General features: G+C 54.5%; 13 protein-coding genes. 4 read left to right on the top strand and 9 right to left on the bottom strand.

Translation table 11 applies throughout. From position 1 onward, the window contains the following. Both CXF87_RS03500 and nhaD read left to right on the top strand, forming a co-directional pair. On the top strand, positions 1–1,666 hold a 1,666-nt coding region (locus tag CXF87_RS03500), incomplete at its 5' end, for a Tn7-like element transposition protein TnsE (RefSeq protein WP_157826465.1). A 370-nt stretch (positions 1,667–2,036) separates the two neighbouring features. Beyond that, positions 2,037–3,503, top strand: a complete 1,467-nt coding sequence (nhaD, locus tag CXF87_RS03495; protein WP_101145489.1) for a sodium:proton antiporter NhaD — start codon at positions 2,037–2,039, stop codon at positions 3,501–3,503. 92 nt (positions 3,504–3,595) lie between these two features. On the opposite strand, the gene CXF87_RS03490 is transcribed toward nhaD, so the two are convergent. From CXF87_RS03490 to CXF87_RS03455, 8 genes are all read right to left on the bottom strand, one after another. After that, a complete protein-coding gene (locus tag CXF87_RS03490; protein WP_101145488.1) occupies positions 3,596–4,195 on the bottom strand; it encodes a CBS domain-containing protein in 600 nt (199 codons plus the stop codon). Positions 4,196–4,325: 130 nt separating this feature from the next. Beyond that, positions 4,326–5,711 (bottom strand): ATP-binding protein, encoded by a 1,386-nt coding sequence (locus CXF87_RS03485; RefSeq protein ID WP_101145487.1) that lies wholly within the window; start codon positions 5,709–5,711, stop codon positions 4,326–4,328. Further along, positions 5,708–6,382, bottom strand: a complete 675-nt coding sequence (locus tag CXF87_RS03480; RefSeq protein ID WP_101145486.1) for a response regulator transcription factor — start codon at positions 6,380–6,382, stop codon at positions 5,708–5,710. Before CXF87_RS03480 ends, CXF87_RS03485 begins: the two co-directional genes overlap by 4 nt. An 11-nt stretch (positions 6,383–6,393) precedes the next feature. Further along, entirely contained in the window at positions 6,394–7,059 is a 666-nt protein-coding gene (locus CXF87_RS03475; RefSeq protein WP_101145485.1) for a hypothetical protein, read from the bottom strand. Beyond that, on the bottom strand, positions 7,056–7,898 hold the full coding sequence (locus CXF87_RS03470) for an SDR family oxidoreductase (RefSeq protein WP_101145484.1): 843 nt from the start codon (positions 7,896–7,898) through the stop codon (positions 7,056–7,058). The genes CXF87_RS03475 and CXF87_RS03470 overlap by 4 nt, the downstream gene beginning before the upstream one ends. Beyond that, positions 7,885–8,577 (bottom strand): TenA family transcriptional regulator, encoded by a 693-nt coding sequence (locus CXF87_RS03465; protein ID WP_101145483.1) that lies wholly within the window; start codon positions 8,575–8,577, stop codon positions 7,885–7,887. Before CXF87_RS03465 ends, CXF87_RS03470 begins: the two co-directional genes overlap by 14 nt. After that, positions 8,574–10,034: an AMP-binding protein gene (locus CXF87_RS03460; protein ID WP_101145482.1), complete on the bottom strand. Its 1,461-nt coding sequence runs from the start codon at positions 10,032–10,034 to the stop codon at positions 8,574–8,576. Before CXF87_RS03460 ends, CXF87_RS03465 begins: the two co-directional genes overlap by 4 nt. Further along, entirely contained in the window at positions 10,018–10,659 is a 642-nt protein-coding gene (locus CXF87_RS03455; RefSeq protein ID WP_101145481.1) for a thermostable hemolysin, read from the bottom strand. The genes CXF87_RS03460 and CXF87_RS03455 overlap by 17 nt, the downstream gene beginning before the upstream one ends. A gap of 114 nt (positions 10,660–10,773) precedes the next feature. Here CXF87_RS03455 and CXF87_RS03450 point away from each other — a divergent pair, with 114 nt between their 5' ends. Further along, positions 10,774–11,709, top strand: coding sequence for a GNAT family N-acetyltransferase (locus tag CXF87_RS03450; protein ID WP_101145480.1), 936 nt, complete (start codon positions 10,774–10,776; stop codon positions 11,707–11,709). A 184-nt stretch (positions 11,710–11,893) separates the two neighbouring features. Beyond that, positions 11,894–12,757, top strand: coding sequence for a c-type cytochrome (locus CXF87_RS03445; RefSeq protein WP_101145479.1), 864 nt, complete (start codon positions 11,894–11,896; stop codon positions 12,755–12,757). Between the two features lie 107 nt (positions 12,758–12,864). On the opposite strand, the gene rep is transcribed toward CXF87_RS03445, so the two are convergent. Further along, positions 12,865–14,934 carry a DNA helicase Rep gene (rep, locus tag CXF87_RS03440; RefSeq protein WP_101145478.1) on the bottom strand — a complete coding sequence of 690 codons (2,070 nt, stop codon included), beginning with the start codon at positions 14,932–14,934 and terminating at the stop codon, positions 12,865–12,867. Positions 14,935–15,024: the final 90 nt, after the last annotated feature.

Here is a 15,024-nt window from a genome sequence, read left to right as displayed (position 1 = left end):
AGGGCCGGTCTCACGGATTCAGGTATTCCTTACTGGATTTAAGCGGCTCCCAAAAAACTCAGAGCTGATACGAATTGGTTCTTTTAGCATTAGGGTAAAAAAGCTATTCCAAAAAGATATATATGTATCGCTTAAATTTTCTGGACATCCAGAAAGCTTTGTCTCTATTAATTTACTTCCAATGTTGGTGGAAGGGAGCTTTTATAACGATGCCAGACGTATTGGCACTCATTTCAATAATAACAAAGAGTTCTACATTAGCGATAATATCGAAAATATTGTTTATGCAGATAGAAAGTGGTTAAAGGTAATCAATGGAGATGAAACTATTATTATCTCCAAAATGGAGCTTGCTCGTGTTCTTTATTTTCATAATAAACATCTTGTAAGGGCAGCATTTAGACCTAATGGTTTACTCAGTATTGCTCGAATAGAAGAAACAGACGAGACTACCATTATTAATGTTGACTGGGTTGCTAAATATCCCGTTTCTCAACTTGAGAGCAAAAACAAAAGAGCACACTTTTCCTGGCTGTTGCTCGACGAAGACGTGAAAAGAAGCTTTGGGTCTATATATGAAGCCTGGATAAGTAAAAACACCCTTCAATGGATGTTTGATTTTTCACCACCAAATATGAAAAATTGGAAATTAAAAGTTCTAGGGGAAATTGAACATGTTCCTAACTTAGGGCAGGTTTTTGTTGTAAGGGAAGCAGTGGGTGTTCAGAATCCTAAAAAATTCCATGATAAAGAAATTAAAGTTTTTCATCCGGATTTTAAAAACAAGAGTAGCAAGGGTTTGCATGACAATTTTTTAAGGCAGTTTTCTGAGCGTATGGATAATAACCCGGAAATGGCTTTAAATATCCCACCTTCAAAAACAAAAAGAGCATATACTATTAATGATAATACTTTTAGTTTTAGCTTAAACCCTGGTGTTTCGATTAGTAAAAGTACCGATAAGACGTCTAAGAAACCATCGGCTAAGCCAGCTGAAGATGCTGAGGTCATTAATGATAAAGTGAGTGCCGGCAACAGCCTTGATCACGGTGATGCTCGTGAGCTAGAAAATAATACCAACGTTAATGACTTTCAAGGAAAGCCCGAGCCGGATGAGAAGAGTAAACTTGTTGAGATAAAGCCGACAGAAAAGTTTTTCATCTTTGAAGAAGTTATTAAAGACCTTAAGAAAAAATATTCTTACACAGTAGAAACTATGAAATGTTACAATTTAAATAACTCTTCAAACAATGAAAAAAAATTAGATACAATAAATGATGAACCTATCAGATGCCATATAGCAGTGGTGAAATATAAAGGTATTTATTTTACTATTGTAGATGTCGACACTGAAATAATAATTAAAAAACACTTTTTAAGTAATTTGTTAATTTCTTTTAGTGGAGACAGTGATGCCAGTTTGACGGATATATTAGAAGGTTGCTTCAAAAATGGTGTCAAGTGGGATAAGGCTATAATTAAACAGCATGCGGCTACATTTAGACTGAATCGACATCCAAATAAATATTATGGCGGTGACCCTGTTCCAGCAAAAGTTTACCACGCTTCCTGGGTAGCTAGTCTCGACCGTCGAATTCAGGATATGATGCCGCAGTTACAGACCTATGAAGATCAAGTTCAACAGGGTGAACAGACTGAGCTTTGATTAGGCCATCTTCTTATTGGAGATGGCGAGGAAGTGTAGTGTTGAGAGCTGTTGCAACATGATATGCGGATCCATTTATGGGCATAGTTAATAAAATTATCAAACTTTATTATCTTCTATTTTCACGTCTATGTCCTGGTGGGCTTAAAAAAATATCAAACTTTACGGCCAGGCTGATCAATTTTTGAGCGAAATTAGCCCTTTTTTTATCAAACTTTATTCGCTTCCGACACTTAGTTAAACTAATAAAAACGCTTTACAAGATGCGGCAATACGCCGCATCTTATGCGCAACCGTTGCGTTGCAGCATGTCGTTAGGGTGCTTATTATCGTGGCGGTCTTTCCCCCCTCCTGATTGGATAATATCGCCATGAAACCACCAAACGTCCTCGCAACTCGGCATTATGCTAGCCGGGTCGCTTGGTTGTTGCTCGCCTGCTCGCTTTTTATCTTTCCTTCTCTCTCTTATGCCGCCGCTGGGCCTCTTGATCTTACCCTTACGCTAACCGGTATCTCTTCTGTCGTGATCTTCGTGCTCGCCTATGCGTTGGTGATGAGTGAAGAGTTACTGCATATGCGCAAGTCCAAGCCGGTACTGGTCGCGGCTGGCCTTATTTGGGCGCTGGTCGCCTGGGTTTACGTACAAGCGGGGATGCCGGAAGAGGCAGAAGCCGCTTTCCGTGAAACGCTGCTTGAATACGCTGAGCTGCTGCTGTTCCTGCTGGTGGCGATGACTTATATCAACGCTATGGAAGAGCGCCGCGTGTTTGACGCGCTACGTTCCTGGCTGGTGCGCAAAGGTTTCAGCTATCGCAGCCTGTTCTGGATTACCGGGGTCATGGCATTCGGTATTTCGGCGATCGCCAACAATATGACTACCGCCATGCTGATGTGCGCTGTAGTTCTTAAAGTAGCCGAAGGCGATAAGAAGTTTATCGGCCTTTGCTGCGTCAACGTGGTGGTCGCTTCCAATGCGGGCGGCGCCTTCAGCCCGTTTGGCGATATCACTACGCTGATGGTATGGCAGGCGGGCCAAGTGCCGTTTGCCGGCTTCTTTGCGCTGCTGGTTCCGGCGATCATTAATTTCATGGTGCCTGCGGTGATCATGAATTTCTTCATCGTCAATCGTCAGCCTGCCTCGCTGAAAGAGAACGTGTGGCTTAAGCGCGGCGCACGGCGGATTATCGTGTTGTTTTTGATCACCGTGGCAATCTCGGTGCTGTGCCATTCGATCCTCTACTTACCGCCTGCGATGGGCATGATGTTTGGTTTAGGCCTTCTGCAGTTCTTCGGTTATTACCTGCGCCGCAGCCTGCCGCGCTCGCTTGAACGCAAGCGGGAGCGTTACTCGCGCCGGGGCGATTGGAAGAAGCTGGAACAGCTGGGTAGTGTGGTGCCGTTTGATATTTTCAGCCGTATTGCGCGTTCCGAGTGGGACACGCTGCTGTTCTTCTACGGGGTGGTGATGTGCGTGGGTGGCCTAGGCTTTATGGGTTACCTCAGCCTGCTTTCCGAAACGCTTTACGGTAGTTGGAACCCGGTGTGGGCTAACGTGGTGCTGGGGCTTATTTCGGCCGTTGTGGATAACATTCCGGTCATGTTCGCGGTGCTTTCCATGGCCCCGGATATGTCTGAGGGCAACTGGTTGTTGATTACGCTAACCGCTGGCGTGGGCGGCAGCTTGCTTTCGATGGGCTCTGCTGCGGGCGTTGCTTTGATGGGTCAGGCACGCGGTATTTATACCTTTGCCGTTCACCTACGCTGGGTGCCAGCCATTTTGTTAGGCTATGTTGCCAGCATCGCGGCGCATTTATGGATTAACGCCGCGTTGTTTTAAGCGCTATATAGCAAACTAAAACGCCCCGCATTGTTTATTCAATGCGGGGCGTTTCGTTAGCGGGCGTCAATAATGTCGTTAAACGCCAATCCTTATAAGTCGTGGCCCGTAATGACATGGCAAATGTCGGCAAAGCTTTTGGCCATTGGCACCGGGTTGATATCTTTACCCACCGCGCTCTGTATATCGCTTGCGGAGATAATGCCGCGAATTCTGAGTTCTTGGCTATCGTTGTACTCAGTGATCAAGAGATGTTGGTCGGTAAAGCTTTCCATCGATAGCACAAGGTCTTCAATCGTCAGTGACCCCAGCTGAGAAATAGGCATGGCGCTTAGCTTGTGCCACGGGGTCATAATCATTTCAGCGGTGACTTCTTCGCGGCTGAGGTTACGCTGTTGCATCGCAATATTAATACGGCGTGTACCAATCACCTCTTTGGAAGTAATAACGCCAATACAGTGTGCCTGCTGATCCATGACGAACAGCAACCGCACGCCGCCGTGACGCATCTTAAGGTGAGCGTCGTCTATCGGCGTATCGGCTTTAACGGATTGAGGCACTACCTGAGAAAAATCGGTAAGCACGGTCATCGCTGGGCTGGTGGGTGATAAACGCTTCGCCGCTGGCATGGCCAGTAGGGGAGCCGAGCTTAATTGGGTTAAGGGTTTAGGTGAAAAGGTTACTTGGTTCATCGGGGGGCCTTCTTGTGGAGTAAAAGTGAGCCGTGGCTATCTGGCTCACCGTGTTACACCACAGTTGCACGCAATTCTTACCACAACCTTAAGAGATGCATAAAACTCAGCTTAGGAAGCAAAGAAAATATTACGTCTCTTGTGGGCGCTGTAGAGCAATACGTACGCGCAACCCCCCGCTGGGCGCATCCTCAAGCTGAAGGGTACCGCCATGTCGTTTGACTAGCCGTTCGACGATAGAAAGGCCTAACCCAGACCCTGCGCTGGGACCTGCACGTTGAAAACGCTCCACCACTTTTTTGCGTTCATTGATCGGTATGCCGGGGCCCTCATCATCCACCATTAATTGAAAACCTCGTGGCGTTGCCGCCAGCGTGATAGTGATCGTACTTTGAATAGGCGAATGCTGAATCGCATTACCCACCAGGTTCTGTACCAGGGTTTCAATCGCGCCCGGCTCTTCCAAGGTTAACCACTCCGCCTGCTCATCGGCATTGAGCAGCAGCTGCTGTTCGCGTTCTGCGGCCAGCGGCGAAAGCTTGGCCAGGGTCTCCCGCGCTTCACTGAGTAGGTTGGCCGGGCGATATTCAGGCTGCGACTCCTCCTCGGGCTCCAGGCGCGCCAACGTCAATAGCTGGGTAACCAGGCGCGTGGCTCGGGCAACCCCACCGCGCAGGTGGTTGAGCGCTTCCTGGCGATCTTCGAGGTTATCCGCAGCCAGGGCATTTTGGGCGTGCAAATCAAGTACCGCCAAAGGGGTGCGCAGCTCGTGAGCGGCATCGGCAATAAAACGTTTCTCGCGCACGCGCATGAGCCGAAGGCGTTCCAAAAGTCGGTTCAGCGCCCCCGAGATGGTGTCTAACTCCTGGGGCAGCGGGCTAAGCGTTAAGGACTGCAAATTATGCGGATCGCGATTGCGTATCTGCTCCGCCATACGCGATAGCGGCGCCAGCCCCCAGCCAATCGACCACCATAGCAGCGCGGTAAGTAGTGGCAGGCCAATCAGGTCGGGCAACAGCGTTCTAAGCGCCACCGCCCTGATCAGTTCGCCGCGCACGTCTTCGCGCTCGCTGACCACCACACGGCTTGCGGAGTCCGGCACATCCAGTACATACACCCTCCAATCGTGCTCGCCCACGGTTAGCGTTGAGTAGCCGATGGGCTGTTGGGCAAGGGGCGCTTCAGGGGCCGTGGCGGAGCGCAGCAGCAGTTGCTCATTTTCCCACAGCTGAAAGGCCAGTTTGCTTTCGTAGCGGTGGCCCGCAAAGCGCTTGTCGGACTGACGGGCGCGCTGCAAGGCGCTTTCCAGACTGTTTAGTAGCACATTGCGGTCAGCATCCGGCAGTGGTGCCTGTAACAACCCTTCCAGCAAGCGTGCATTCTGCGCCAGGCTGGCATCGTAAAGTTCTTCTATTTCATGGGCGGCATAACGGTAGCTGACAAAGCCGATTACCAGCATGCTTAGGCCAAATACCAGTAGCGCCAGTCCTAGGGTGCGTTGGCGAATAGACGTCATACGTCATCCTTTGGCTTATCCATCACATAGCCAATGCCGCGCACCGTGCGAATGACGTCGGTAAACAGCTTGCGGCGTAAATGGTGGATATGCACCTCAATGGCGTTACTCTCAACATCCTCGTCCCAGCCGTAGACCAGGCGGGTCAAGGTATCGCGGGTAAACACCCGGCCAGGGTGGCTCATAAACTCTTGCAGCAGCGTCAACTCACGCCTCGATAGGCTGACGTCTTGGCCTTGATAACTGACGTTCAAGGTGTGCGGATCCAGGCGGATGCCTCGACAGTTCAATATGCTGCTGATCTGGCCCTGGCTGCGGCGCAGCAAGGCGCGGAGTCGGGCTTTCAGCTCCGCCACTTCGAAAGGTTTCGTTAAATAGTCATCGGCGCCTGCATCCAGCCCCGCGATGCGGTCGTCTACTGCATCGCGGGCTGTCAGGACCAAAATAGGAACTTGGCTACCGTGGCGCCTGACAGCGTTCAGCACCGCCATTCCATCCATACGCGGCAGGCCCAAATCCAGTATCACCGCGTCAAACGGTTCTCCCTCTGTTAGCGCATTCAGCGCGGTAGCTCCGTCGCTAAGGTGATCCACCGTGTAGTGCTCGGGTTTTAACGCTAAACGGATACCCGAGGCTAAACTGGGGTCGTCCTCAACCAGCAAAATGCGCATAGGGATCCTTATTATTCGAGTTCTGACATTAACTGGCGAATGTCGTCACGGCGGCCATTATCCGCCAATTCACGCCCCGCCCGGGGTGGCGCTACTAGTGCATTTTCCAATGCCTGACGCGCTTCTGTATCACGACCCTGCTCATGTAAATAGTCGCCCCAGAAATAGAGACTGTCGATCCCTTCGGGGTTAATCGCAAGGGCTCTTTGCAAATGCCATTCGGCTTTTTGTTCATCGCCAAAGCCGAGTGGCCAGCCGGGAACCTGATAATAGAGCGCACCCAGGCTGGTATAGGCCGAACCATCCAGCGCCAGCGGGTTCAGTTCCAGCGCGGTTTCAAGCTCCTTTTTAGCCTGTTTTACCAGCCCCAACGCGCCCAGCCCACCACTGGCACTTGCTTCTGTCGAGCGGATAATACCGGCCCAGATATGCAGTTCGGCGGCGTCCGGGTAGCGTTTGACGAGCTGTTCAGCCTGGTCGCCCAAGCGGCTGAAGGCTGCCGCCTGTTCACCCGGCGGCAGCGTATAGTTAATTTCCGCCCAACGCTGCTGTAGTTCGGTAAGCGATGCGGCGACAGTCGCGCTGTCGACCTCGCTGGCAAACCCCTGAAGGCTTATCAAGCCAATGGCGCTAGCCAGTAGCGTGGTACGCAGCGTTTTGAAAGCTAGCATAATCATGAGGAAGACTCCTTGGTGGCAACGAACCGGCGAATGACGGGCAGTTGGCGTAACAGGGCCCGGTCAACAGCGCCTGGCCATAGCATATTCAAGCGGGTAAAGAAGCGTTCTGGCAGGCCAATTTGTAGTTCCTCACGCTGCTGTTCCACGGCATTGATAATGGCCAGGGCAACGGCGTCAGGAGAGTCGATGGTATTGCCCAGCGCCTCATTGAGTGCCTCGGTTTGTGGCGAGTTCATCGCGGTGCGGGTGGCCCGTGGGGCGATATACATCACCCGCACACGGGTATCGGCCAGCTCTCGGCGCAGCGCTTGGCTAAAACCGCGCAGGGCGAATTTGGTGGCGCAGTAAGTGACTTGGCCTGGGTAGCCCAGCCGCCCGAGCGTCGAACCAATGGTGATAATCGTCGCTCGGGGGCCAGCCATTAGCTGGGGAAGCAGCGCGCGGGTCAGTTGCAGGGTGGCGGTCAGATTAATCGCCACCAGCTGTTCGATATCGCTGTCACTGGCAGTATCAAAAAATCCCTGCTGATTACTGCCAGCGGCATTAATCAACATATTGCAGCTTGCCTCTTGCGCAGCGCTGACTAAGCGGCTGCGATCACTCGCGTTGGTTAGATCAGCGCTAACGGCGGTGATGTGCTTGGGAAAACGGTCGACTAACGAAGCCAGCGCGTTTTGTTGGCGACCACTTACCAGTAGGTGCGCGCCCCGCTGCGCCAGCGCTTCGGCCAGGGCCATACCAATACCGCCGCTGGCGCCGGTGATTAAAATTCGCTGGCCCGGCCATCCGCCGGGCAGCCTGTTTTTTCTAGGCCAAGCCAGGCTAGGCAAGCGCATGACTAAGTTCCTCCACCGCGCGACCACCCTGACAGCGGGCTTCGATGCCTCTAAACATCGCCCCGTACAGGCGGTAGAACATATTGGCGCTATCAATCACCACGGCCAGATCGTCGGCACCTAGCTGATTGATCTGCTCTTCAAAAAAGGCCAAGTGACCAATATCCAGGCTGCCGTGGGAGGTGAGATAGCGCACGGCATTGTTGGGAAGCGAAAGGCTATCCTGTAAGCGTTCGGCGGCCTGGGTGGCAAGCGCGGTACTGGTACCTTCCAGCACCTGCACCATGCCGAAAAACGCCACCGGGTTGCCGTGTTCTACAGCGTCACGAATCCAGGCCACCATTAACCGAGTGGCGGGGTCTGGCAGGGCGGCAGCGGCGGCATCTGCATCCCCGCCCGCGGCGCGGATATCGTCCAGAATCCATTTTTCATGACCGTGCTCCTCTTCGATGTACTCCACCAGCGCCGTGCGTAACCAGTCGAGCCGGTCGGGCAGACGTGCGCCGCAGGCCATCATTAGTGGCACGGTGAAACGAACGTGATGATACGCCTGACCTAAAAAGGCGAGATACTCCTCTAGGGAAACATTGCCCGCCAGAGCGCGGGTCACGATGGGGGTGGTCAGCAACCAGTGACGAGCGTCTTGGGTAGCGTCTTGCAGCTGTTGGTAAGCGGTCATGGTGTTACTCCTTTGGGTGTATCGGTCACGACGGCCCTTAGCCAGTGGCCATAGGCGGCTAGCAGGGTGTCGCGGCGTAGGCGGCCGTTGGCCGTGAGTTGTTGGTTGTGGGGCGTAAAGGGGGCGGCGCGCTGCCACTCATGCACCTGGGCGTAATCGGGTAGCGTGCGATTGACTGCTTTGAGGGCAGCGTCTATTTGGGCATTGGTGGTATGGAGCGTAGCGGGCACGATCAGCGCGCGGTTAGCGGTCAGGGCCTCGCCATACACCATGGCTTGGGCAATGGCAGGCTGTGTGCAGAGCTCGCCCTCTACCCATTGCGGGTTGACGTTACGGCCATAGGCGGTAATAAAGACTTCCCGCTGGCGGCCATTGAGCACGATGGTGTCATCCTGCCATTGACCGGTATCCCCCGTGGCGTACCAGTCGCCGCAAGGCGCTTCGCCGATATAACCCAGCATCAAGGCGCCGCGAATATGCAGCTGGCCTTCGCGATCAATGCGGATCTGGGCGTGGCGCAGTGGGCTACCAACGCCGCAGCTTGGTTCTCCTGGGCGATTAAGACAGACCACCGAGGTGCCTTCGGATAAACCATAGCCTTCATAGACCGGCCATCCGCCACGCCGGGCCTGAGAGAGCAGTGTGTTGGCAACCTGCGCGCCGCCCACCGCCACAAAGCGCAGGCTATCGGGCGCCGTTGTGGACTCGCTGACCAACGCTTGAAGCAGTTGAGGCACCAAAATCATGCTGTTGGGTTGGTAGCGCTCAATGGCATCAAGGGCGAGCTGAGCGTTAAAACCGCTAGCCCCCTGCCAACCTAACGTGGCCATCCCCGGTAAAATGCTGCAGGCACCCAGCCATAGCGGTAAATAAAGCCCACCGATATTTTCGAGCAGCGTGGAGAGGGGCAACATGGCTAAGTGGCAGCGTATATCAAGCGGTGCCACAACTTCCGCCAGGCTTTCGGTAACGGTCAGCAGCGCCGCATTATCCAAACACACGCCCTTGGGGGTGCCGCTGGTGCCCGAGGTAAAGGTGATGCGCGTGGTGCCTGCGTGTAACGCAGGGAAATGATCAACCCGGCGCTGGGCAATGGCTGCGTCGTGGGTGGCTTGAAAACCGGAGGGCTCCCCGCCATGCCCAATCCAGCTATCCAGGCCCGCTTGCTGAACCACGTGGCGGCGCTGCTGTTCGCTGAAAAAACCGGGAATAGGCACGGCCACACACGCTTCGGCCATCAGGGCTAAATCCCATAGCGCCCACTCCAGCCCGTTATCCAGCGCTAGCGCAACACGTCGTGCGTTAACATCGCGTAAGCGCTGGCGTCGTTGGGCGACGTGGTGAATGACATCTGCATACGACAAAGTCTGTTCACCATCGCTAAGTGCGGTACGCTGTGGGGTTTGCTGGGCATGGTGGGCAAGCCGCGCCATTAGCGCATTAGGCAAGGCGAGCATGCAGTACCTCTTCACTATCTGTTTCTGTGGAGGCTGACTGAGCCTGGAGCGTGTGCATGGCGCTGCGAAGATCACCGGCCATCACCCAGGGGCGATGCTGGTAATAGCGCCCCCAGAGATGCGACTCTTCGCCTAGTCGATTAGGGTCGGCAGGGGTAATCGGTTGTGGTTCAAGCCCTAGGCGGCGCAGGCCGTTGGCGACTTCAGGCGTGGCCGTAAATAGCAGCCAAGCGATGCCTTCCGCCGCCAGTTGATGAGCGAGGTAGATAAACAGCTGCCGCTGTAAGCCAGGGCGCAGGCTGGCCAGATTGCCAATTTCGGCAATATCTCGACGGGCAAGTGACTGCTGAAACCCATGGTTAATAACCTGTTCGGCCTTGCCATCCAGGTAGCGCTCCAGAAAGAGTGGCCCGCTGCTGGCAAGGCGCAGCCCTACCGCCGCTTGCGGTTGCCCCGCCTGCCACAGCCCAAACAGGCGGGGCAGAAAATGCTGGATATAAGCACTGTGTTGCTGGGCGAAGCGTTGCTGAATCAGTTGCTGAAGCATCGCTTTTTCCTGCCAATTGAGGGCTTCGTGCCAATCCAGTGTTGCCAGCGCAGTGGGGAGTGAACGTAGGCGAGCCATCGGGTGATCTCCATCGTGTTTTCCGACACTCTGGGCGGGTTTACTTAACGAAAACTTAAGCAGGGATAAATATTTATCTCTGTGTTGACCGAGCAATGGAGAGGTAACGCATAGATGACCTCCTCGCAGGTAACGCCCCTTGAGACCGTGCAGTGTCCTCCCTCGCTACGTCGCGAGGCGCTGCTGCAGTTGGCGGCCGCTCATGATCCTGAGCAGCAAACCGCTCTGAGCGGGGCGGTAAAGACAACGTACGATCAGCCAGACGAACAGTGGGGCGGGTTATGGATAAGCCTTGACGCGGGACAGCTAAGGGGCGCTATCTGGGTGCAACCCTTGCCGATGAACATGGCCCAGCTGTGGTTACCCAAGGCCGAAGGCGCACATGCCCGCGCGCTGCTACATGCCGCCTATAGGTGGGTAAATAATCAGCCTATTCGCCTCTGCCATCTGACGCTTTCACCCCAGGCCGCTGAAACAGAAGCGCTGTTGCTAGAGCATGGCATGCAGCGCTTGGCCAACCTGGCGCATTTAACCGGTAGCAGTCACCGCCGTTTAGTAATGAAGGAAGCAAGGCCATTGTCACTGCAGCCATTTGGCGAGTTTTCGCAAACGCAACAGCTGGCCCTGTTGGCCGCCGTGGGGCACGATTCGCTGGATAGTCGCCCCTTGCGCGACGTACTCTCGGTGCAAGAGTTGTTGACCGGGTTCCATCAACAGGATCCCCAGGCGCCACAGCACTGGTACACCGTCAATTATCAAGATGCCGTGGCTGGTGTTTTGCTGCTGGCGCCACGCCCGTCGTTAGGCCGTTGGGAGCTTATGTTGATGGGGCTAGCGCCTGAATGGCGTGGGATTGGCTTGGGCCGCGCGCTATTGAATAGCGCTCTTGAGCTTGCCCAGCAGGCGGGTGTGCAAGAGGTGATGCTAGTGGTGGATGGCGTCAACCTGCCGGCCAAGCGGCTCTATCAAGAGGCTGGTTTTGTGCATTATGCACAGCAGCGTTTATTAGCGTGGAAAGGGGGTGGCGGAAGGAGTGAAGCACCTCAATAAGGCCTAAATAGCAGTCGTTGGTGGCATAGGCGCGCTTAGTAGCATTTTCTTGCGCTTTGCGTTGCCGTTATACTAGCCCCATACGCACGTCTTGGCGTCTCGTCGGTGCATCGTCGATTGTGGCGCTGCCGCGCACAGGGGTTAAGAACAAACGTTTGATGACAATACTCAAGAGGTGGTGAGAGTGAAAGCTAAGCTGATCATGAGCGGGCTGGTGGCCCTCGGCTTCATGGCGGGCACATCCAGTGTTTATGCCCAAGATGATGCCGCACGTGATGCGATTGCCGAGCGTTTAGCGCCGGTGGGTCAACTCTGTTTGCAAGGTCAAGACTGTGGAACCGCAGCCGCACCTGCAGGCGATAGCGCCAGCAGTGGCGGTGATATCGACGGTGAAGGTATTTACGGCAACGTGTGTAGCGCCTGCCACGAATCCGGCGCTGCGGGTGCACCCATCCGCGGTGATGAAGAGGCTTGGGCTGAACGTACCGAACAAGGTTTCGCCACGCTGTTAGATCACGCGATTAACGGTATTGGTGCCATGCCAGCGAAAGGCGGCAACGCTAGCCTCTCCGACGAAGAAGTCGAAGCAGCGGTTGCCTATATGGTTGAACCGGTAATGGAAGTACCAGAATTAGGCGGTGGTGATGACGCTGCTTCTGAAGAGGCAGCAACAGACGAGGGAGCGGCTGAAGAGACCGCCGCTGCTGAAGGTGATGCTGCGGCTGAAGAAGAGATGGCTGCTAACGACGACGCGGCGAGTGAAGAAGACGCTGCCGCATCCGAAGAAGCCAGTGGCGGTAGCGATTTAGACGGTGAAGCCCTCTACGCAAGCTCTGGCTGTGTGGCGTGCCACGATAATGGCGTTGCGGGTGCTCCCACCAAAGGCGACTCCGAAGCTTGGGCGGCGCGTTTAGAGAAAGGGGCTGATGAGCTTTACGCCAGCGCCATTAACGGCATTGGCGCTATGCCAGCCAAAGGCGGCAATCCCAACCTATCGGATGAAGAAGTGATGGCCGTTGTCGATTACTTAATGGCGGAAGCCCAGTAACGTTAAGCAGTAACGACAAACAGCAGCTTTATTCAGCTTGGTAACTTTATCCACAGGGCGTTTTAGTCACCGCCCTGTGGATTACTTTTATCTGCCTATCTTATCAATCACCCCAGCAGCGAGCGCAGCCCGGCAATGGCATCTTTACCCCGGGCCTGTTTTTTCTCTGGGTCTTCTTTATCTGCTCGGCCTTCCCACTCCAGGTCCTCGGCGGGCAGCTCTTCTAAAAAGCGGCTCGGCTGGCAGTCCATGAGTTCACCGTAGGCTTTACGCTGGCGGGCAAGCGTCAACGTCAGCGTACGCCGCGCCCGGGTAATACCCACATAGGCCAAACGACGCTCTTCCTCCACGGTGCCTACTTCAATGGCGTTGCGGTGGGGCAGCAGGTCTTCCTCTAGCCCCATCAAATAGACATGCGGGAACTCCAGCCCTTTGGAGGCGTGCATGGTAAGTAGCTGCACTCTATCCGAGTCATCCTCTTCCGCCTGCTGCTCCAGAATATCGCGCAGTACCAAGCGTGAAATAGCCGCTTGAACGCCGTCGGTTTCGGTATCGGTGGAATCGGTATTCTCTTCCGGGTCCCGGTTAAGCGACTTCTCTAGCTGGTCGATCAAAATCCACACGTTGGCCATGCGGCGCTCGGCCACGGTGGGCGCGCTGGCGTTTTGGTACAGCCAGGCTTCGTAATCCATATCCCGCAGCATGTCACGAATCGCGGCAATGGCATCGCCTTGATCCATGCGCTTACGCACGCCATCAATAAAGTGGGTAAAGCGGCTTAAGCGCTCTGTCGCTCGGGTCGGCAGTACTTGCTCCAACCCAAGCTCGTGGCAGGCGGCAAACAGCGATATCGAGCGCTCAGTGGCATAGTTGGCGAGTTTCTCTACCGTACCAGGGCCCACTTCACGGCGCGGTACGTTCACAATGCGCAAAAAGGCGTTGTCGTCCGCGGGGTTAATTAGCAGGCGCAGGTAAGCCATGGTGTCTTTGATCTCATTACGCGAGAAGAACGACGTACCACCGGAGAGCTTGTAAGGAATTTGGTAGTGCTGCAGCTTAAGCTCTAATAATCGTGCCTGGAAATTACCGCGATAAAGCACCGCAAAGTCCCGCCACTCGGCTTTTTCTTTAATGCGCCGGGTGAGCATTTCGCTGGCGACCCGCTCAGACTCCGCCTCTTCATGGCGATTCACGATCACCCGAATGGGCGCGCCGTCGCCCATATCAGACCACAGCGTCTTCTCATAAACGTGGGGGTTATTGGCGATCAGCGTATTGGCGGCGCGCAGTATCGTGGCGGTAGAGCGGTAGTTCTGCTCCAGCTTGATGACTTTCAGGCGCGGGAAATCCTCACCCAGGGTAATCAAGTTTTCAGGCCGTGCACCGCGCCAGGCGTAAATCGACTGATCATCGTCACCCACCACGGTAAAGGTGGAGCGCTCGGCCATGAGCAGTTTCACCAGCAGGTACTGGGAGACGTTGGTGTCCTGATACTCATCCACCAACATGTAGTGGATTTTGCGCCGCCAGCGCTCCAGCGCTTCAGGATCACGTTGCAGTAGTACCACCGGCAGCAGAATCAGGTCGTCAAAATCCACCGCGTTGTAAGCTTTCAGGTGGCGTACATAGGCTTCATACACCCGGGCGGCAAAGTGCTCATCGTCGTCGGCAGCAAACGAGAGGGCATCGCTGGGCAGTACCAAGTCGTTCTTCCAAGTGGAAATTTTGCTCTGCACGGCGTTGATCTGCTCGGCGTCCACTTGGGCATCTTTGTTCATCAAATCGCGTAGCAGCGCCTTGGCATCTTCCGGGTCAAACAACGAAAAACCGGGCTTGTAGCCGAGGGTTTTAAGCTCGCCGCGGATAATATTCAGCCCCAGGGTGTGAAAGGTGGAGACCGTGAGCCCATGGCCCTCTTTGCCGTGCAACATCTGGCCGACGCGCTCTTTCATCTCCCGGGCGGCTTTATTGGTGAAGGTCACCGCCGCGATTTTGCGCGCACTCATCCCGCACTCTTGCACCAAATAGGCAATTTTAGTGGTGATAACGCTGGTTTTACCGGACCCTGCGCCCGCCAACACCAAACAGGGGCCATCGATGTAGCGCACGGCTTCCTGCTGGCGCGGGTTGAGCCCTTTAATGCGACTTAGAATGCTCTTGGGCGTGGCAGGCGTCATGGCGTCGGTCATCCTCTACGAGAGTTGCTAGTCGGTTTCAAGTACGGTTTCAAGTACAATCAGCCGCTTGGCGAAGGCATAATAAACAGG

This window comes from Halomonas sp. MES3-P3E (assembly GCF_002836035.1).
Taxonomy (GTDB): Bacteria; Pseudomonadota; Gammaproteobacteria; order Pseudomonadales; family Halomonadaceae; genus Vreelandella; species Vreelandella arctica.
The sequence above is the reverse complement of the archived record's forward strand: the minus strand, read 5'-3'. Positions and strand labels throughout refer to the sequence as shown.